At 43.0% G+C, this 16,019-nt stretch carries 34 protein-coding genes; 33 read left to right on the top strand and 1 reads right to left on the bottom strand.

Annotated elements, in window-relative coordinates; genetic code table 11:
* Positions 1–10 precede the first annotated feature (10 nt).
* The 20 genes from QT711_RS11485 to QT711_RS11390 all read left to right on the top strand — a co-directional run bounded on the left by QT711_RS11485 (position 11) and on the right by QT711_RS11390 (position 7,960).
* Entirely contained in the window at positions 11–337 is a 327-nt protein-coding gene (locus QT711_RS11485; RefSeq protein ID WP_317944381.1) for an HNH endonuclease, read from the top strand.
* 17 nt (positions 338–354) lie between these two features.
* The gene (locus QT711_RS11480) at positions 355–1,224 is read left to right on the top strand and encodes a replication protein (RefSeq protein ID WP_317944380.1); all 870 of its coding nucleotides are present in this window, start codon (positions 355–357) and stop codon (positions 1,222–1,224) included.
* A complete protein-coding gene (locus QT711_RS11475; protein ID WP_317944510.1) occupies positions 1,109–2,008 on the top strand; it encodes an ATP-binding protein in 900 nt (299 codons plus the stop codon). Before QT711_RS11480 ends, QT711_RS11475 begins: the two co-directional genes overlap by 116 nt.
* Before the next feature lie 11 nt (positions 2,009–2,019).
* On the top strand, positions 2,020–2,637 hold the full coding sequence (locus QT711_RS11470; protein ID WP_317944378.1) for a hypothetical protein: 618 nt from the start codon (positions 2,020–2,022) through the stop codon (positions 2,635–2,637).
* Positions 2,634–2,807, top strand: a complete 174-nt coding sequence (locus tag QT711_RS11465) for a hypothetical protein (RefSeq protein WP_317944377.1) — start codon at positions 2,634–2,636, stop codon at positions 2,805–2,807. The genes QT711_RS11470 and QT711_RS11465 overlap by 4 nt, the downstream gene beginning before the upstream one ends.
* Positions 2,800–2,943, top strand: coding sequence for a hypothetical protein (locus tag QT711_RS11460; protein WP_317944376.1), 144 nt, complete (start codon positions 2,800–2,802; stop codon positions 2,941–2,943). Before QT711_RS11465 ends, QT711_RS11460 begins: the two co-directional genes overlap by 8 nt.
* Positions 2,940–3,107 carry a hypothetical protein gene (locus QT711_RS11455; RefSeq protein WP_317944374.1) on the top strand — a complete coding sequence of 56 codons (168 nt, stop codon included), beginning with the start codon at positions 2,940–2,942 and terminating at the stop codon, positions 3,105–3,107. The genes QT711_RS11460 and QT711_RS11455 overlap by 4 nt, the downstream gene beginning before the upstream one ends.
* Positions 3,104–3,520, top strand: a complete 417-nt coding sequence (locus QT711_RS11450) for a YopX family protein (protein ID WP_317944372.1) — start codon at positions 3,104–3,106, stop codon at positions 3,518–3,520. Before QT711_RS11455 ends, QT711_RS11450 begins: the two co-directional genes overlap by 4 nt.
* On the top strand, positions 3,517–3,765 hold the full coding sequence (locus tag QT711_RS11445) for a hypothetical protein (protein ID WP_317944370.1): 249 nt from the start codon (positions 3,517–3,519) through the stop codon (positions 3,763–3,765). Before QT711_RS11450 ends, QT711_RS11445 begins: the two co-directional genes overlap by 4 nt.
* Complete coding sequence (gene ssb / locus QT711_RS11440; RefSeq protein WP_317944369.1) at positions 3,762–4,220, top strand: single-stranded DNA-binding protein; 459 nt, start codon at positions 3,762–3,764, stop codon at positions 4,218–4,220. Before QT711_RS11445 ends, ssb begins: the two co-directional genes overlap by 4 nt.
* Before the next feature lie 27 nt (positions 4,221–4,247).
* Complete coding sequence (locus tag QT711_RS11435; protein ID WP_317944368.1) at positions 4,248–4,421, top strand: hypothetical protein; 174 nt, start codon at positions 4,248–4,250, stop codon at positions 4,419–4,421.
* Positions 4,418–4,690 (top strand): MazG-like family protein, encoded by a 273-nt coding sequence (locus tag QT711_RS11430; protein ID WP_317944366.1) that lies wholly within the window; start codon positions 4,418–4,420, stop codon positions 4,688–4,690. Before QT711_RS11435 ends, QT711_RS11430 begins: the two co-directional genes overlap by 4 nt.
* Positions 4,687–4,866 (top strand): hypothetical protein, encoded by a 180-nt coding sequence (locus tag QT711_RS11425; protein WP_317944364.1) that lies wholly within the window; start codon positions 4,687–4,689, stop codon positions 4,864–4,866. Before QT711_RS11430 ends, QT711_RS11425 begins: the two co-directional genes overlap by 4 nt.
* A 14-nt stretch (positions 4,867–4,880) precedes the next feature.
* Positions 4,881–5,051 (top strand): hypothetical protein, encoded by a 171-nt coding sequence (locus QT711_RS11420; protein ID WP_317944363.1) that lies wholly within the window; start codon positions 4,881–4,883, stop codon positions 5,049–5,051.
* Positions 5,052–5,426, top strand: coding sequence for a DUF3850 domain-containing protein (locus tag QT711_RS11415; RefSeq protein ID WP_317944361.1), 375 nt, complete (start codon positions 5,052–5,054; stop codon positions 5,424–5,426). It abuts the gene before it with no gap.
* Positions 5,423–6,097, top strand: coding sequence for a hypothetical protein (locus tag QT711_RS11410; RefSeq protein ID WP_317944359.1), 675 nt, complete (start codon positions 5,423–5,425; stop codon positions 6,095–6,097). The genes QT711_RS11415 and QT711_RS11410 overlap by 4 nt, the downstream gene beginning before the upstream one ends.
* Positions 6,066–6,581: a Holliday junction resolvase RecU gene (locus QT711_RS11405; protein WP_317944357.1), complete on the top strand. Its 516-nt coding sequence runs from the start codon at positions 6,066–6,068 to the stop codon at positions 6,579–6,581. Before QT711_RS11410 ends, QT711_RS11405 begins: the two co-directional genes overlap by 32 nt.
* Before the next feature lie 40 nt (positions 6,582–6,621).
* Complete coding sequence (locus QT711_RS11400; RefSeq protein WP_398296031.1) at positions 6,622–7,047, top strand: class I SAM-dependent methyltransferase; 426 nt, start codon at positions 6,622–6,624, stop codon at positions 7,045–7,047.
* 118 nt (positions 7,048–7,165) lie between these two features.
* Positions 7,166–7,564, top strand: coding sequence for a hypothetical protein (locus QT711_RS11395; protein ID WP_317944355.1), 399 nt, complete (start codon positions 7,166–7,168; stop codon positions 7,562–7,564).
* A gap of 60 nt (positions 7,565–7,624) precedes the next feature.
* Positions 7,625–7,960, top strand: coding sequence for a hypothetical protein (locus QT711_RS11390; protein WP_317944354.1), 336 nt, complete (start codon positions 7,625–7,627; stop codon positions 7,958–7,960).
* 36 nt (positions 7,961–7,996) lie between these two features.
* Here the strand turns inward: QT711_RS11390 and QT711_RS11385 are convergent, their stop codons facing one another.
* Entirely contained in the window at positions 7,997–8,218 is a 222-nt protein-coding gene (locus tag QT711_RS11385; protein ID WP_317944352.1) for a hypothetical protein, read from the bottom strand.
* 76 nt (positions 8,219–8,294) lie between these two features.
* Here QT711_RS11385 and QT711_RS11380 point away from each other — a divergent pair, with 76 nt between their 5' ends.
* The 13 genes from QT711_RS11380 (at position 8,295) to QT711_RS11320 (ending at position 16,018) form a co-directional block, all read left to right on the top strand.
* Positions 8,295–8,507, top strand: a complete 213-nt coding sequence (locus QT711_RS11380; protein ID WP_317944350.1) for a DUF6877 family protein — start codon at positions 8,295–8,297, stop codon at positions 8,505–8,507.
* Complete coding sequence (locus tag QT711_RS11375) at positions 8,504–8,764, top strand: hypothetical protein (protein ID WP_317944349.1); 261 nt, start codon at positions 8,504–8,506, stop codon at positions 8,762–8,764. The genes QT711_RS11380 and QT711_RS11375 overlap by 4 nt, the downstream gene beginning before the upstream one ends.
* On the top strand, positions 8,745–8,978 hold the full coding sequence (locus QT711_RS11370; RefSeq protein WP_317944347.1) for a helix-turn-helix domain containing protein: 234 nt from the start codon (positions 8,745–8,747) through the stop codon (positions 8,976–8,978). The genes QT711_RS11375 and QT711_RS11370 overlap by 20 nt, the downstream gene beginning before the upstream one ends.
* A 60-nt stretch (positions 8,979–9,038) precedes the next feature.
* A complete protein-coding gene (locus QT711_RS11365) occupies positions 9,039–9,206 on the top strand; it encodes a DUF3954 domain-containing protein (protein ID WP_317944345.1) in 168 nt (55 codons plus the stop codon).
* 248 nt (positions 9,207–9,454) lie between these two features.
* Positions 9,455–9,646, top strand: coding sequence for a hypothetical protein (locus QT711_RS11360; protein WP_317944344.1), 192 nt, complete (start codon positions 9,455–9,457; stop codon positions 9,644–9,646).
* An 11-nt stretch (positions 9,647–9,657) separates the two neighbouring features.
* Positions 9,658–10,176, top strand: coding sequence for a sigma factor-like helix-turn-helix DNA-binding protein (locus QT711_RS11355; protein WP_317944342.1), 519 nt, complete (start codon positions 9,658–9,660; stop codon positions 10,174–10,176).
* A 147-nt stretch (positions 10,177–10,323) separates the two neighbouring features.
* Positions 10,324–10,527, top strand: coding sequence for a hypothetical protein (locus QT711_RS11350; protein WP_317944340.1), 204 nt, complete (start codon positions 10,324–10,326; stop codon positions 10,525–10,527).
* A 70-nt stretch (positions 10,528–10,597) separates the two neighbouring features.
* Positions 10,598–11,443 carry a terminase small subunit gene (locus tag QT711_RS11345; RefSeq protein ID WP_317944338.1) on the top strand — a complete coding sequence of 282 codons (846 nt, stop codon included), beginning with the start codon at positions 10,598–10,600 and terminating at the stop codon, positions 11,441–11,443.
* Entirely contained in the window at positions 11,440–12,699 is a 1,260-nt protein-coding gene (locus QT711_RS11340; RefSeq protein WP_317944337.1) for a PBSX family phage terminase large subunit, read from the top strand. Before QT711_RS11345 ends, QT711_RS11340 begins: the two co-directional genes overlap by 4 nt.
* Entirely contained in the window at positions 12,614–14,215 is a 1,602-nt protein-coding gene (locus QT711_RS11335; RefSeq protein ID WP_317944336.1) for a phage portal protein, read from the top strand. Before QT711_RS11340 ends, QT711_RS11335 begins: the two co-directional genes overlap by 86 nt.
* Positions 14,212–15,258: a phage minor capsid protein gene (locus QT711_RS11330; protein WP_317944334.1), complete on the top strand. Its 1,047-nt coding sequence runs from the start codon at positions 14,212–14,214 to the stop codon at positions 15,256–15,258. The genes QT711_RS11335 and QT711_RS11330 overlap by 4 nt, the downstream gene beginning before the upstream one ends.
* 1 nt (position 15,259) lies before the next feature.
* A complete protein-coding gene (locus QT711_RS11325) occupies positions 15,260–15,583 on the top strand; it encodes a hypothetical protein (RefSeq protein ID WP_317944332.1) in 324 nt (107 codons plus the stop codon).
* 213 nt (positions 15,584–15,796) lie between these two features.
* On the top strand, positions 15,797–16,018 hold the full coding sequence (locus QT711_RS11320) for a hypothetical protein (RefSeq protein ID WP_317944330.1): 222 nt from the start codon (positions 15,797–15,799) through the stop codon (positions 16,016–16,018).
* The last annotated feature ends 1 nt before the right edge of the window (position 16,019 follow it).

Genomic DNA, 16,019 nt, shown 5'->3' with positions numbered 1-16,019 from the left:
GGAATTTGTAATGGCGAGACCACGGAATTACAACCCTCTTGTTTATGTGGTTAATCAATGGAATTTATCCCGAGCAAGAAATAAAGGTGAAAAACAATTTAAATCCTATTTAAGGAATTGCGGCAGTAATTACATTAAGCGACTAGAAGTTAGGCAATGCATTCTGGATAAATATCATCACCAATGCGCAGAATGCAAGGCTACACAAAATTTACAAGTAGATCACATCATTTCGGTTTATCAAGGTTGGAAACAAGGGCTTGATATTGAAGTGATAAATACTTTGGAGAATTTACAGATACTATGCAGATCATGCAACGCAGGTAAACTTCCATAAAAAAAGGGGGTGGGAACGTGTCTGACGTTCAAACGGAAAATGGTTTCACAAGAGTCGCGAATGAATTGCTAGAACAGATCGCTAAGTTTAAATTTAACGGCACTGAGTTTCGGATCATCATGATCATATGGAGATACACATACGGCTTCAATCGTAAAAGTCACCCGTTATCGACTAGTTTTATTGCAGAAGCAATCGGAATAGACAATTCGAGGGTGAGAAAAGTGCTTAAAGGTTTAATTGATTTAAATGTTATTCAAGTGTTGGAAGAAGCTACTTTTAATGAATCAAGAATCCTATCATTCAATAAAAATTACGCAGTATGGGGAGTCGAAAAAGACCAGAGGGGTGAAAAAGAACCCCTCCACCCAAAAAGAACACAACCCCAGGGGTTAAAAAGAACACAACCCCAGGGGTCAAAAACCACCCCCAAGAAAGAAACTATTAAAGACAATCCTAAAGAAATTAACAAACAGAGCAGAACTTCCGTTGTCGTCGATTTAGGTTTCGGAGAGATCATCAGATTTTATGAAAAAAACGTTGGACCAATTATTCCTCACATCGCTGATGAATTTCAGTGCATGGTTGACGAGAACAATTCAGAACTCGTATTGCTAGCTCTGAAAAAATCCGTAGAAGCTCGACCTAAAAAGTTAATTAATTATCTAAATGGGATTCTGCGGAATTGGAAAAGCAGGAATTTGAAAACAGCGAGAGATGTCGAGGCGCATGAAGCAGCAAACGAAAGGGAGGCAGCCGGATATGGAACACATAGGACAAGTATTGCAGGAGATGATGCAATCCAATCCAAGATTGATGCAGCGAATGAACGACGTAAGAGACTCGCTGGAATCGAATCCGATCGAGATACTAACTGTTCCTTCTGACAAATGTCCCTTGAGAAAATGCGACGGTTCGGGATTCATCTGGATCAAAGATTGGTCGAAGCGTCACGAAAAGAACGTGATGGACGAATGCAAAAAAGAATGTGATTGCTATCAGCAGCAACGCAAGCAACGTGAAATCGACAAGAAGCTTGACTTGTCCGGTATTCCGCTAATTTTTAGCAAAGCGACTGTCCAGTCCTTCGACACCTCGCTTTACAAAGTCACTGAGAACCGGAAAATAGCTGAAATTGCTAAAAAGGCAGCAGTCAACTTTGTTGAAAACTATCCGATTATGAAGGAGCACGGCAAGGGCCTGTACTTGTACAGCCAAGTGAAAGGCTCGGGAAAAACACGCCTCGCGTCCAGTATTGCAAACGCATTGATCAAGCTATATGCGGCAGACATTGCCTTTATCAAGTCAGCGGATTTGATTAGTCAGGTCAAGAAAACATTTGGCTCAAAAGAGACGAATGCTGCCGATGTGGTGGCGACGTTTCGCAAAGTCGAATTGCTAATCGTGGATGATTTAGCGTTGAAAGGCGCAACTAGCTTTGAAGAAGGCATTCTGTACGATGTCATGGACTATCGACTGGAAAACAAAATGCCGACGATCTTCACATCGAACGTAACGATTGAGGGCTTAGAAAATATTTATCCTGGCGGTCGCGTGAACAAGCGAATCAACAAGATGGCAATGGAGATATACATGCCCGAAGAATCCATAAGGGATGTAGAGGCAGACACGGAGAATGCAGAATTCGAGAAGATTTTATTTGGAGAATAGGGGGATGCGGAATGACTGGAAAAGTGAAGGTGACAAAAGAAGTTGCGGAAGCGATTGAAAAGTTAAGAAATGCAGATTTAACGGACTACGGCATTGTGGTTAAGGTCAGCAAGTCAAATCGATTGGACACTCAACAAATGCACAAAGAGTGTGCCGCCATTCGAAAGTGGACGCATCAAGGGCATGGTATTAATGCAGATAAGTTATTGGACGCTTTAAGGACTGGATATGAGATCGACGATGAATACAAGGTTGGGGATTGGGTTGTGTATGTTCCGTATATCACAGAAATCTATGTTGGCAAAGTAGAAGATTTGCTGAGCGACGGATTTATTCAAACAGATATATACGCGGGATGTAAAGAAAAACAGGCATTTTCACCAAAAAACATACGCCATGCCACTCCCGATGAAATCGAAGCCGAGAAAGAACGCAGAGTGTGGGCGGGTATTGGTCGGGCAGTTGGAGAGTTTCGCGTAGGTGATTACGGTCTTCTTGGAAATTATATTTTCCGAAAAGCGGTAGAGGGAAATGATCTTGCGCAACTGAAGGATGATTATTCTAAAGGAAAACTGATCGGCTTTTTCCCCGCAGAGTCCTTCATCGAGTTTGGAGGTGGGGAGGAATGAAACAGAACTTTATTGTCAGGACATATATTTGCGAACCGGGTGACATGCAAGATGACATGAACAGTTTGGCTAAGCAAGGCTACCGTCCGAAAGAAATAAAGCTTGATAAATATCAAAACTATGTCGATGCGGTGATTGTTTATGAATTGGAAGGTGATTCCAATGCCTGAATGGATCCAAAGCGGCGGCATCTATTACGTGCAGCCGACAAAGGAATATTCGAAGCAGGAACTGGACGCACAGCTTGACGAGCTGTTTGCAAAAATTGAAGCGGCAAAACTGAAACGAAAGGGGATGACGGCATGATTGGTCGGAAGGTAAATCACAGTCGTGAGACGGAGAAGCAGATCATCATTAGGGACCTCAACAAACTTGGAGTCTATGAAACTGTGAAAGGTGAGCCGTTGCAGAAAGAGAGTTACTACACCTTGCTCAGCATGCTGGCGGTTGAACAGGCGGTGGCGCAATGAGTAGAGCGATCAAGTTTCGCGGTAAATGTTTGATAACAGGGGTTTGGAAATACGGCGATCTTCTGCAAGACAGAGGTAAAAGCGCCATCGTTACAGATGCCAGGATTTACGGTGAAAACGGGGCACCTTGGGTTAAGCGTATCTTTGAGGTTGAGTCTGAGACAGTCGGACAATTCATAAATGTAACTGATGAACTAGGGGCTGAAGTTTTTGAAGGGGATGTTTTGGCACACGAAGACGGCGAATGGTCCTTTATCGCTCGTGTAACACATGGCGGATACGAATGGTTTTTGGAAGCTATCAGTCCGACTGACACTTTCTCATTTGGTGATTTTTACGATGACGGCTGTGTGGATATGAAAATTGTCGGCAACATCTACGAAAATCCAGAAATGCTGGAGGTGGCGCAATGAGCAATGCAGTAACAGTCTGCTCCAATCCAGAATGTGAGTCGGTCATCCGCAAAGGACAAAGAGTCTGGCGTCGTGGAGCAGACCTATATTGTCATAGCAAGTGCTTGCTGACCTCGTTTGGAGTGCCGTATGAGCAAAAGGTGCTTCGTGAAAAGGAAGTCATGCAAGAAGCGATCAAGCAGGAGCGCATTGCAATGATGCAAGGTGTATTTGCGAAACGGCAGAAGAGGGCGGTGGTTGAATGATTAATCGGATCGTGTTGGTTGGCCGTCTCACAAAGAAGCCTGAAATCAAGTATAGCCAAAGTGGTGTTCCGGTTTGCCGGTTCACCCTAGCGGTCAATCGGACTTTCACTAATCAACAAGGTGAGAAGGAAGCTGACTTCCCGAATGTCGTTACATTCAGAAAGACTGCTGAGAATGTAGCTAACTTTTTGGATAAGGGGTCGTTGGTTGGACTGGAAGGACGCATTCAAACGAGCAGCTTCGATGGGCAGGATGGTAAGCGAGTTTTCATGACGGATGTTGTAGCGGACAGCGTACAGTTTCTTGAGCCTAAGAATAATAATCGCGAAAATACTGATCGAGAACAACCGCAATATCAGAACTCTCAACAACAGAACTACACACGGACTGATGAAGATCCGTTCGCAACAGGTAGGGGTCCAATTGAAGTGTCGGATGACGACCTTCCCTTTTGACAACTAAAACTTGAAAGGGTGATTGTAATGGATCTCCAATGGCAATGGCAGCAGGAGAATGCGAGATTGCGCAAGGAGCTAGCATTCTATGCGAACAAGGAAAACTATAAAGAACATTATTCAAGTCGCTGGCACCGAATTTGTGAAGTTACTGTAGACGGCGGTGAACGCGCAAGAAAAGTATTGGAGTGGACGGAATGAGACACACGGCAACTAGCTCAATGCGAGAAGTCAATGATGATGTGCTTAAAGAACGCATGCAACAGAACGAAAAGTGGGGATTGCAAAGACATGATTATCCATATTGGCGAGCAATATTGGTCGAGGAAGTTGGGGAGGTTGCCCAGGCAATCCAGCATGGCAGTGTGGCAAGTAAAGAGACGGATGCTGATGACTTATACACGGAATTAATTCATGTCGCTGCTGTCGCTTCTGCAATCGCTGAACAAGTCAAGGAGGAAGCACAGTGAAAAGAGGATTAAAAGCATATCTGTTCATGGACAAGACGGTTGTGACTGACAAGAGATTCATCGTCGGCGCTACAGACGAACACTTCCAAGAAGTTGAATTGATAGTTTCCGATGGTGACATCATGAATCTACATCACCAGATCATGAGGGAAGTTGAGGATGATAAAGACGACTGAAAAGGGGTGCGGAAATGCTCACGACAATGTCAAAACGGGTCAGCAGGCAGCAGTTAGTCATTCATGGTCATTTAACGAACAAGGAAGTCTATGAGCTGAAGCAGGAAGGTTGGCGGCTCGAATGGCGGGACAAGCCGGCTGTTCAGCGGAATAAAGTCGGAATACCGATCGGGAGGGCGGTCTGAATGGAAGCGTGCAGACGGTGCGGGCGACCGTTGAAAGACGAGAAATCCATCGCTCTTGGATTTGGTCGTACCTGTAGAAAGAAATTTGAAGTGGAAGAAGCGGAGTTCCGGCGCATTCAGATTACGATCGATGATGCGCTTCGGATTCATCGGTTAAAAATAATGCCGGAATACTTCAAAGCTGTTGCGAGCAAAGCCAAACGGTTTGAAATCCGAAAGAACGATAGGGACTACAAAATCGGCGATGGTCTGTTGCTTCGAGAGTTCAAAGACGATGATTACACGGGCAATGAAATTAATGCAGTTATTACTTACATGACAGATTACGAGCAAAAGAAAGGATATGTAGTCATGGGGATTGAGGTGTGTGCGTGAAGGAATCAGATATGTTCCAACCGGTGAAATCTTTGCTGGAAGAGAAGATGCACTGTGACGTGTACGCAGAAGTCGGTACCTTGGATGTCGTTGGCATTGGTAAATCGTATGCTGTGGCTGTCGAAATGAAGAAAAATCTGACGTGGAAATTAATCGAACAAGCACACAGCGCGATCGGCCTTGCGGATTATGTTTTTATCGCTATCCCCCGACCTAGGTCGCATGGAAATCGGATTGCTGCTAGTTACTTAAAGCAAGATGGCATTGGCGTTATCTATGTGGATGATGATCATGCCTTTGTCCATTCATGGGGGCGAAGGCATAGGATTAAAAAGCGGTTGAAGCCTTTAAGAGATTACGTTCTTCCTCATCACAAAATGACAACTGGTGGTGTAAAGAGTGGCGATGGTCCAACTGAATACTCAGTGACCATTGATAACATTAAATTTCTTATGCAATACCATTACCGAAACGGCGGATGGATGACAGTGGATGAAATATTGGAGAGTGTCCAAACACACTATTCCAATCCCAAACCATCCGTAATGGCAACACTGCAAGCCCATTGGAATCAAGAATGGTGTGAAAGCAAAGTTGAGAACAGGAAGCGTTATTTCAGATATAGGAAGGGGCAGAACGGTGAGAAAAGCATACAGCAGATCACACGCTAACCGAGGTGCAGTGCTCGAACGGTTGGTTGATATAACGAATAAGCAATATCGTAATAAGGGTGTTGCGGACATTCGTAAAGTGCCGACGCCTGTACAAATCACAAAACATCACGGTCGGACCGTTACGGGTTATACGCAAAAAGGTGAATGGGTTGATTATGTCGGAATTCATAACGGCAAGACGATCGTGTTTGATGCCAAAGAAACTGCTAATCGAACTAGTTTCCCTCTCGACAATGTTTCACAACATCAATATGAATTATTGAAATCATGGCATGAAAAGGGCGCACGGTCGTTCCTGCTCGTTTCGTTTAGCAAGTTGGATGAAGTATACCTTTTACCTTTTGGACAGCTACAGGAAGCTTGGACAACCTCAGAGAAGGGTGGCAGGAAGTCTATTCCTCATCAAGATTTTGTGTTGAATTGCGACCGGGTGAGAAGTGATAAGGGGTATGTGCTGCATTATTTAAAACATGTGGGGTGAGGAATTGGCACGAGTATTAGACGCCTGCTGTGGCAGCCGAATGTTTTGGTTCGACAAGCAGAACTCCGATGTATTGTTTATGGACAATCGGGAACTTTTGGACACGTTATGCGATGGCAGAACTTTAGAAGTGAAACCTGACTTGATAGCAGATTTTCGCGAAATGCCTTTTGACGATGAGTCTTTTTACTTGGTCGTCTTTGATCCACCGCATCTGATAAAGGCAGGCGAAGATTCATGGTTAGCCAAGAAGTATGGAAAGCTCGATGAACTTTGGCAGTTCGACATAAAACAAGGATTCAACGAGTGCATGCGAGTTTTGAGGCCTAACGGAACGTTAATTTTCAAGTGGAATGAAGACCAAATCGCACTACAGGAGATTTTGGACATTATCGATTACAAGCCATTGTTCGGAAACCGTAGGAGCAAGACGCATTGGTTGGTTTTCATGAAGGAAAACAGGTGAGGGAATGACCGTTTATCTTTCAGCAGGACTGATCTTCATAACGGCATATTGTTTGGGATATCTGAATGCTAAAAAGTGATGAGCAGCAAAAATCAGAATACAAAGGAGTGATTGGAGAATGGTTAAAGTTCACGAGCAGGAAAAAACTTTTTATTTAGCTGCGGACGGATGGATACCTATTGCTGGACATGAAATCACAATTGGTAAACATCGATTTTGCGCAACACCTAACGGCGATGCATTTCAGACTGTAATTATCATATCGGAAGTTACATCAGGTGCTAAACTCACGGCGATAAAATTAGATTTCTTCGATCTCATTGTTATGGATGATAAGTCTAAATACATGGAGTTTTTAAGATTGAAAGCACGAAAGTTGGCAGATTTGTTAAGTAATCGCAAAGACTTAGATGACCAGATTGAAAAAATGAAACTTCTTGCAATCAGCAAATTTGGTCCAAAGCCACCTACTGAAATTATTGATTTTGAAGAAGAGTTGGATAGGATGGCGCAGTAGACAAATAAAGCGAAGGAGTGGAGCTGCATGGTATTGAACTATTCGGAGGTTGTTCAATTCATGAAGGATTTTGAAGTTGATATTCTTAACAGATTCGATGAATTGATAATAGATGAACCTACTAATACCTACACGTTTATAGGCGGTTGTAATGATTTAGATGATGTTAAAACAAGAGTTGTGTTTTCTCTGTGTCGCCCAATAGGAAAAGGTTTGGAGAAAAAAGATGCCAATAGACTATTGGTTAAATTTAATAAATATTTTAAAACTAATTTGAGTAGAAATGACATGCTTTTGATGTATCGAGAGCTGTGCTATCAAAGTAAGCTTGATGAATTTAGAGTTTTCGTTCAACGTGGTTTCCCAATGAATGAATTGAGTTGGAATAACCCTTGATTCACAGTACGACCATAAAGCGAAGGAAAGAGACAGTCAATCTATCTCTTTCCCAACACTTCGAACAGCTGTCATTGTTTTTTGAGCAAGATTGTTAAGGGTGAGTCCTGCTACGGCTAGCGCGTTATTAATTTCAAGTTCATTGAGATTCTTTTCTTTTAAAAGGTTAATAAGAGTATCTAAGTTCCATTTAATCATGCGTATTTGGTTGTTAATATCGGTCATTTCAGATTGATGGATCTTGCGTTTGATTTTCAATGCAGGAACCTCCGTTTTAGATCATGAGGCAAGCATACTATCTTTTTTCCTTGATGCATAGGAACAAAAGCGAACAATGAGACATAATAGCAAGGAGAGTGATGTAGTCATGGCAAACAACCCAATTCAGGAAATAGCAAAGATAGCGCATCACATTCCGCTAGTAGCTTTGCAAGACATAAATAATCGAATACGTGACCACTTGGCTTCGGGTGGCAAAGATGATGATCCGTATATTTTTCAGCAGTTGAGGTATGCGAGAAAGTTTGTGAAGGAGGATGCAGGATGACTGAAACGAACGCGGAACGATTAGAAAGGATAAAGAGAACAGCAAGGCATGATGAACTCGCAACTCGGACAGGACCAAAACCAGTAGTTTTATTGGATCCAGCTGATTATGATTTTCTCGTAGAACAAGCACGACAAACAATCGACACACAAATCCAATTTGTCGAGTTGCATAGGGATTGGTTGAATTTGCGAACTGAAAACGAACGTTTGTGTGAAGCATCGGCAGGTGTTACAAATGGTCAAAGTCAAACTTGAAGAAGCCCATATATTGCTTGAAGATGCTGACGTCAAATGGTATTGGAGCAGGCGAGACATGAATCTGTTTCGGCAGATGTGGCGTGATGGGAAAAGTGGTGAGGAAATAGCTGAAGCGCTTGGTGTGAACTTGCTATCGGTTGCATTGCTTGTGGTAGATCAAGAGATTATCGGGAACATTAAGCCACGGCCAGGCGGGTTGTTAGGAGAATAAAAAAAGACAGGATTCCTCCTGTCCCGACACATTAATAATAGCACATTAGGAGGGGTCTGGGTGGAGAAAGGTAAAGCGGTGGTTGATTTAAAAGAGGATGCGGTCTTGGTAATAAAGAAGGGAAAGTTGAAAGTGGTGACGAAGCCTGACAGCGGATTTGGCGAACATTTGATTACTTGGCAAGATGGCAAGATTCATGCTGAAAAAGTGAGTTATACGATGAGGTGATGAATTGCAGCAAATGAGTTACTTTAGTTGCGAGGATTGCGGAAAAGAAAGGTTTGTCTTGGTGGCAAGGCAAAACAAACGCGGAGAGTTCTTTGTTTGTGAGGAATGCGCAAAAAGCTACACGCTGAAAGACTGGATTGAACAACCTATTACAAAATCTAAATAAGTCTACTGGAACAACCAGGGACACTGAGCAACGGCATAACGCTGTTGTTTGGTGTCTTTTTCATTTGAAAAGGGGTGAGTGGGTGAAAACGTTGCAAACAGAGCTAGTCGAAAAAGACCTTTCTCGTCCTCGTACAGGCGAAGTAGAACAGAAGAGTATTAGGACAAGGGGTAGTCGAAAGGAACGACTCACATCGAGGGACTGGGCGGAAATTATGGGCACGAACAGACCGACGTATGGACGCAAAAAGGGCGGAGCTTATAGACAGAGATAGGAGGGGCTTTCATGTTGAATTGGGCGGATGAATTGATTCAGGAGTATACGGTGGGGAAGCAAGATTTGAAAAGACGTGCGGATCGTTTGGATAGGAGCAATCCTATCGAAATGCAGGACTTGAAGCAGATTAATAGCATGATTGAATCGATGACGTTTTCATTGGATTGGATGAAGACTGGAAGGCAACCGGGTAATTATAGAGGGGTAGATAAAAAGGCAATCTATCAGAGGCGCTCATATGAAAACATTGACTTGATTCCTGATATAGCGGCTCAGTTGGAGACTGATGATATTAATAAAAAGCATCTGTTTATGACTCGAGAAGAAAAAATTATCCTTGCTGATATACTAGCTTCCTTCTCCTTACGTGAAAGGCAATGTTATATCCTACACGTTGCACAGAAAAGGAGCATGGGGGATATTGCAACTGAACTAGGAGTAAGTAAAAGTATGGTCCAGCAATCTATCCGCAGAGCCAAAAAGAAGATAAAAGACAGGGTGGAAAATGATTCTATGATATACGCTTGATATACGAAGTCTGCATATATGAGGGGAACCATTAAAGGAGGGGTGCGCTCGAGCGACTCAGCCACCTCTATGAGCCCCGTACATAACGAGCAATAAATAAAGGATTTTCACCTTTCATGGCGAATTGTGTCATGAGGGGGTGAAAACGTGGATAAAATTTATGATCTGGTAATCAATTTTAAGGATGGCACTAGTTGGGATAAAGAGGAAATTGACATGTCTCAGAATCCTGAAGGCATTAAGGTGTTTTTAGAAGAACTTGAGAAAATGGGTAATGCAGAATTAACTGCACAAGAGTCTGGAGAAACACGGGAAGTAAGTGAAATTAAGTCAGTAGAGATATTGTTTTAATGTGTATCAGCATCTCTTAGGAGGTGCTTTTTTCTATGGCTAAAAATAAAGGAGGCGGCGGTGATGTGAAATGCCGAATTGGGAAGAGATTCAGAGAGAGTGGGAAACAAGCGATATCTCATTCAAGGATTTAGCAGAGAAACATGGAGTTAAGGATTCGACAATACGAAGCAGGAAGAACAGAGAAAAATGGTCGAGAGGAAACGCAGAACGCAACGCAACGAAAAGTGCAACGCAACGCAAAAACGTTGCAACGAAAAAGAAGGTATTTGAGCCTGTTGTAGAGTCGGATGATTTAACCGATAAGCAACGGCTTTTTTGTATTTACTACATTAAATACTTCAATGCGACTAAGGCTTATCAGAAGGCATATGAGTGTGCTTATACCACGGCGAGAGTTGAAGGCAGTCGTACCCTTGCAAATCCTAACATATCTAAAGAGATAGACCGGATGAAAGCAGAGCAATCTTATGCATTAAAATTGGATGTGCGTGACGTGCTACAAAAGTACATCGACATCGCCTTTGCTGACATCACTGACTTTGTTGGTTTCGGTTCAGAGGAAGTAGTGGCAAGAAATGAGCTTGGCAATCCAATACTTGACGATGATGGGAAAGAGGTCACTTATATACGCAACTTCGTTAATTTTAATAACGCGAATGAAGTTGACGGTACTCTTATTACTGAAATATCTAACGGACGTAATGGTCCGACAGTCAAGCTTGCAGACAAGATGAAAGCTTTGGATATGTTGGCTAAGTACACTGACCTCCTATCGGACAACGACAAGAAACGCCTGCAAGAAGAAAAGTTAAAGTTGGACATCGAAAAAACCAAAGCAGAAGTGAAAACAATAACCAAGACTGAAAACGATGGTCCCCTTAAAATCATCGTCGATTATGGTGATGCAGAATGAATACAGTAAGAGTCCAGTTTAACAAGCACTTCAAGGAAGTTAACCAATCGACAAGACGATATCGAGCGATGAGAGGAAGTGCAGGTTCCGGAAAATCCGTCAACATTGCACAAGACTATATCTTGAAACTGAGCGATCCACGTTATAAAGGCGCTAACCTTCTGTGCGTCCGTAAAGTAAACGAGACGAATCGAAACAGTACCTATGCTGAACTTAACGGCGCGATCAACCGGATTTACGGCAGTAGAGCAGAAGAGTTCTGGGAAACTAGACAATCGCCACTCTCGCTTAAAAGTAAAGTGACAGGCAATGAAGTTATCTTCCGTGGCGTGAACGATGCAAGGGACCGCGAGAAATTAAAATCCATAAACTTTGCTCACGGTAAGTTAGTTTGGATATGGGTAGAAGAAGCGACCGAACTGCAGGAATCTGATGTTGATATTCTCGATGACCGTTTGCGTGGAATCTTGGACAATCCGAATTTGTATTATCAAATCACATTTACTTTCAACCCTGTTTCTTCAACTCACTGGATTAAGCGGAAGTACTTTGATTATGAGAGTGATGATATTCTCACGCACCATTCAACATATCTGCAGAATCGATTTATTGACGAAGCGTATCACCGTAGGATGTTGCGTAGGAAAGAACAAGACCCTGAAGGATATGCTATTTACGGTCTAGGTGATTGGGGAGAACTTGGCGGCCTCATCTTAAAGAACTTCACAATTAAAGAGTTCGACACAGATTACTCCATGTTTGATTCAATGCATCACGCACAAGACTTTGGATTTAATCATGCAAACGCTATTCTTACCGTCGGGGTAAAGGATGGCGATTTTTATATTTGTGATGAAATTTACGTGCATGAAATGGCTACTGACGCAATAATCGAATTAGCTGACCGGCAGGGATTAAACAAGTACCTTGAAATGTATTGTGACTCTGCAGAACCCGATCGCATTCAGATGTGGCAGAATGCTGGCTACAATGCAACTGGCGTCATTAAAGAGCCAGGTAGCGTGCAAGCTCAAATTGATTACTTAAAACAACGGAAAATCTATATCCATCCGAACTGTGTAAACACCGCTAAAGAAATTCAGCAGTGGTCTTGGAAGAAAGACAAGAAGACAGGTTTGTACCTCGATTCGCCTGTTGAAGTATTTGACGATGCAATGGCAGCACTCAGATATTCAACCGAGCCATTACGCAGACCGGAATTACAATGGACAAACGAAAGACCTCAAGGGTGGTGATAAGATGACGATCATTTACGAAAAGAATAAGTTTCCTCCTGCTCCGTTTGATGTGGACTACGAAAACATGCACTACTACCGTGATTTGTACGAGGGAAATCATAAAGAAATCTTCCCGCGTGCTCAACAGATAGTCGAGCAAAGTCAACAGTCCGCTAGAACAAGATTACGAAATGCTGACAGGCGGCAAATCGTGAGGAAAAAAAGCAAAGCAGAAACAACGCTTAACAATTATGTTGTCGTCAACTTCTCTTCTGCTATCGCTGAGCTTCCTGCCGATCTAATCAATCGATCGCTCGGGAACATTTCTGCTGATGAAGAAAAAGACAAAGACTATCTCGATTTCGTAACGATGGTATCTCGAGTATCCAATACAAAGAGCGCTTTATGGGCGGCTATCGTCCAGCATCAAGTAGATGGTGGTGTTGCTTATCGCGTTCGCAGGACAGAGCGAAAAGGCACATGGTTTGAATGGCTGCCTGCCGATTTGTATTTTCAACATGATGATGAACTTGGTGCAGACATTACCTGGACGGAAGAACGTGGAAATGAAACTTATTTGCGAGTGGAAAGACAGCGACTTGAAGATGTTGGTCTTGTCGTTTCTCAACACGTCTACCTCATGAAGGGCGATGCTGTTGATAGTGAGATTGACTTCACTGATTACAATGCCGAACATGGATTGAATCTTGAGCCTATCATCACTCTTGAAGGTGTAAACGAATTAATGAGTGGCTATTTAGCCAATGATGAAACGTTGCTACAACCTAGAGGGCGTTCTGCACTTCGAAACATTGACGGCATACAGGAAGAGATTAACTGGACCATCACACGTGATTCAATTGTGTTTGAAAAGCATGGAAAGCCGAAACTGGCCATCCCTCGAAAGTTGTGGGACACGGTGGCAAATCAGAATAACGCAAATTACGGCGGTCGCTTTGTCCGCAATGCAGATCTTGAAGTTGTTTCTTACGATGAAAATAACGGTGCGGTGCCAATGTACATCACTTGGGATGCGCAGACGGCTCAGTCCTTTGAACACGTAACTCGTTTGATCGATTACATGATGGCGATTTCTAAGACTGCTGCTACTGCTGTCGGTTTAGGGGACGCTGGTGGTAGTCTATCGGCAAAGGCGATTCTTTATGAATGGATTCAATCGGTTATTAAAGCGGAGGCAATCCAAGAAAAGTTTGACCACGCAATTAAAGGTGCAATTCGGAAATGTACAATCTTGGAGAATCACTTTGCAGGAACGGACTATGAAGTGAAGGACCCAATCATTGAATGGAAAGGCATGTTGCCAAAAGCTGATGCGGAAAGTGACGAAGAGGAATCTAAGAAGTACACGGACGGCGTCCAGTCACTTGAAACGACAATTAGGAATCTGCATCCTGATTGGTCAGAGGAAGCCATCAAGAACGAAATTGAGAAGATACAGAACGAGCAAATGGTTGACGGTATGAATCCAACATTCATTCAACCACCTAAAACGAATATAGGTGATGATGAATGAGCAAGGACGTTGAGAAGTTTGTGAAACTCTTCGAGCTTTCGAGCATGAACATTCTTGCTCTCATTCAGTCATCCACAATTGATGGACTGACGAAGCAAAGGAAAACGGAATTGCTTGCTGACATCGGCGCCATAATTGCGACTGTGCAAGGTGACAGCACCGATTTAATCTTGTCTATCATCGAGAAAGCGTACAAGAACGGATCGAAAGAAGCGGTCGATGAAATGAGAGTGCAAGGCAAGAAAGATGTCGATGCCACCTTTAAGTCACGTATACACCAGGAAGCTGTACAGCGAATTATCGACGAAGCTTTTTACAACGTCTTGGAAGCTACCGACTTCATGACGATGGATGTGAAGCAGCGAATTGAATCGATTATCCAGCGAGCGAATCAAAGTTCTTTGGTCGAAGGATTGACTCGAAGAGAAGCAACGAAGCGGGCAGTTGCTGAAGTGACTGACAAGGGTATAACGGGTATCATCACGAAGAACGGTGCAAATGTACCGGTCGAGAAATATCTTTCCGGTGCAATTCATTTCCATCAGCGGAAAGCCCACGTGGACGGATCTATCAATCGAATGATAGAAAACGGACAAGACCTTCTTTATGTGAACAGCGTTGGTATCACTTGCTCCATGTGCGCCCAATATCAAGGTAGGGTGTACAGTATCAGCGGGCAGGACAAGAGATTCCCCCCGTTGTTACAAAGACCACCTTACCATGCTCATTGCGTCCATTCGGCATACCCTTGGAATATTGAATACCAAGACGAAGCAGACATCAATAAGATGCTTATAGTGTCTAATCGTCCGTTCGTCGATAACCGAACAGATCATGCCATCAAGAAGTATAATGAGACGCAAAGAGAAAAATCCAAAAAGAACGACACTCGAAAACAATGGATTCGTTACAAGTCTCGTATGCCAGACCTGCCTGATTTAAGGACGTTTGCTAGTCACAAAGCTAGGAATACTCAAACATACAGGGATTGGATGGAGGACTACAGAACGCTTGGTGTGACGTTTAAAGAAAGGGATGGATAAAATGAACGTTCAATGTGATGAATGCAAGAAAAGCTTTGACATTAAACCGCGAAAGAAAACGCATGGTGTGAATTTGATTGAGACGTATTTCAAGTGCCCTCATTGCAAAATGCATTACACGTCATTCGTGACTGACCAAGAAGTTCGGAGAAGACAAAGAGAAATGAAGGAATTGAACAAGGAACTTCATGCTATTGCATCTGAAATGGTTGCTGGTAAAGCTAGCGCTGAAAAGTACGATGATAAACTCAAAGAAATCGAAACAAAGAAAACTGAATTGAAAAAGATGATGGATTCATTGAAAGCGCAGATAGCATCCAAATAGGGTGCTTTTTTGTTTGCCTTGAAAGGGGTGAGGTGCATGAGGTGCTGCAAATGCGGAAATGTAAACCGGATCGTCAAACATAAAGGCGGTTACTATTGTTTGAGGTGTTACCGAGTATTGCCATACGCAGAAAGAATTCAAGCACTAACATCCGAAAGGAAGTGATCCCATATCTCGGTTCGCTACTCCGTTATGTAGCCAGGAGGATTTGCTGTGAATATTAAAGCGTACAAACAAAAGAAAGAACGCGGGGCATCAGTCGAAGAAATTGCCCATGAACTTGTTAAAGTGTCGAATGACTTGGACAGCGTAATCATCGTCACATTGACAGCTGAAAAGGAAATTGAAGTATCGTACTCGAGTGATAGTGAAGCTGAGCTCATTGGATTGCTCGAGGTAGCTAAAGATATTGTAGTGGAACAAATACGCTGCTGAC

It is taken from the genome of Sporosarcina saromensis (assembly GCF_033253735.1).
Classification (GTDB): Bacteria; Bacillota; Bacilli; order Bacillales_A; family Planococcaceae; genus Sporosarcina; species Sporosarcina saromensis.
This window is presented reverse-complemented; position numbering and strand designations above follow the sequence as displayed.

Coding starts and splice junctions, on each gene's coding strand:
- QT711_RS11485 (WP_317944381.1), top strand. CDS start 11: ATGGCGAGACCACGGAATTACAACCCTCTTGTTTATGTGGTTAATCAA.
- QT711_RS11470 (WP_317944378.1), top strand. CDS start 2,020: ATGACTGGAAAAGTGAAGGTGACAAAAGAAGTTGCGGAAGCGATTGAA.
- QT711_RS11465 (WP_317944377.1), top strand. CDS start 2,634: ATGAAACAGAACTTTATTGTCAGGACATATATTTGCGAACCGGGTGAC.
- QT711_RS11460 (WP_317944376.1), top strand. CDS start 2,800: ATGCCTGAATGGATCCAAAGCGGCGGCATCTATTACGTGCAGCCGACA.
- QT711_RS11455 (WP_317944374.1), top strand. CDS start 2,940: ATGATTGGTCGGAAGGTAAATCACAGTCGTGAGACGGAGAAGCAGATC.
- QT711_RS11450 (WP_317944372.1), top strand. CDS start 3,104: ATGAGTAGAGCGATCAAGTTTCGCGGTAAATGTTTGATAACAGGGGTT.
- QT711_RS11445 (WP_317944370.1), top strand. CDS start 3,517: ATGAGCAATGCAGTAACAGTCTGCTCCAATCCAGAATGTGAGTCGGTC.
- ssb (WP_317944369.1), top strand. CDS start 3,762: ATGATTAATCGGATCGTGTTGGTTGGCCGTCTCACAAAGAAGCCTGAA.
- QT711_RS11435 (WP_317944368.1), top strand. CDS start 4,248: ATGGATCTCCAATGGCAATGGCAGCAGGAGAATGCGAGATTGCGCAAG.
- QT711_RS11430 (WP_317944366.1), top strand. CDS start 4,418: ATGAGACACACGGCAACTAGCTCAATGCGAGAAGTCAATGATGATGTG.
- QT711_RS11420 (WP_317944363.1), top strand. CDS start 4,881: ATGCTCACGACAATGTCAAAACGGGTCAGCAGGCAGCAGTTAGTCATT.
- QT711_RS11415 (WP_317944361.1), top strand. CDS start 5,052: ATGGAAGCGTGCAGACGGTGCGGGCGACCGTTGAAAGACGAGAAATCC.
- QT711_RS11400 (WP_398296031.1), top strand. CDS start 6,622: ATGTTTTGGTTCGACAAGCAGAACTCCGATGTATTGTTTATGGACAAT.
- QT711_RS11395 (WP_317944355.1), top strand. CDS start 7,166: ATGGTTAAAGTTCACGAGCAGGAAAAAACTTTTTATTTAGCTGCGGAC.
- QT711_RS11390 (WP_317944354.1), top strand. CDS start 7,625: ATGAAGGATTTTGAAGTTGATATTCTTAACAGATTCGATGAATTGATA.
- QT711_RS11380 (WP_317944350.1), top strand. CDS start 8,295: ATGAGACATAATAGCAAGGAGAGTGATGTAGTCATGGCAAACAACCCA.
- QT711_RS11375 (WP_317944349.1), top strand. CDS start 8,504: ATGACTGAAACGAACGCGGAACGATTAGAAAGGATAAAGAGAACAGCA.
- QT711_RS11370 (WP_317944347.1), top strand. CDS start 8,745: ATGGTCAAAGTCAAACTTGAAGAAGCCCATATATTGCTTGAAGATGCT.
- QT711_RS11355 (WP_317944342.1), top strand. CDS start 9,658: ATGTTGAATTGGGCGGATGAATTGATTCAGGAGTATACGGTGGGGAAG.
- QT711_RS11345 (WP_317944338.1), top strand. CDS start 10,598: ATGCCGAATTGGGAAGAGATTCAGAGAGAGTGGGAAACAAGCGATATC.
- QT711_RS11340 (WP_317944337.1), top strand. CDS start 11,440: ATGAATACAGTAAGAGTCCAGTTTAACAAGCACTTCAAGGAAGTTAAC.
- QT711_RS11335 (WP_317944336.1), top strand. CDS start 12,614: ATGCAATGGCAGCACTCAGATATTCAACCGAGCCATTACGCAGACCGG.
- QT711_RS11330 (WP_317944334.1), top strand. CDS start 14,212: ATGAGCAAGGACGTTGAGAAGTTTGTGAAACTCTTCGAGCTTTCGAGC.
- QT711_RS11325 (WP_317944332.1), top strand. CDS start 15,260: ATGAACGTTCAATGTGATGAATGCAAGAAAAGCTTTGACATTAAACCG.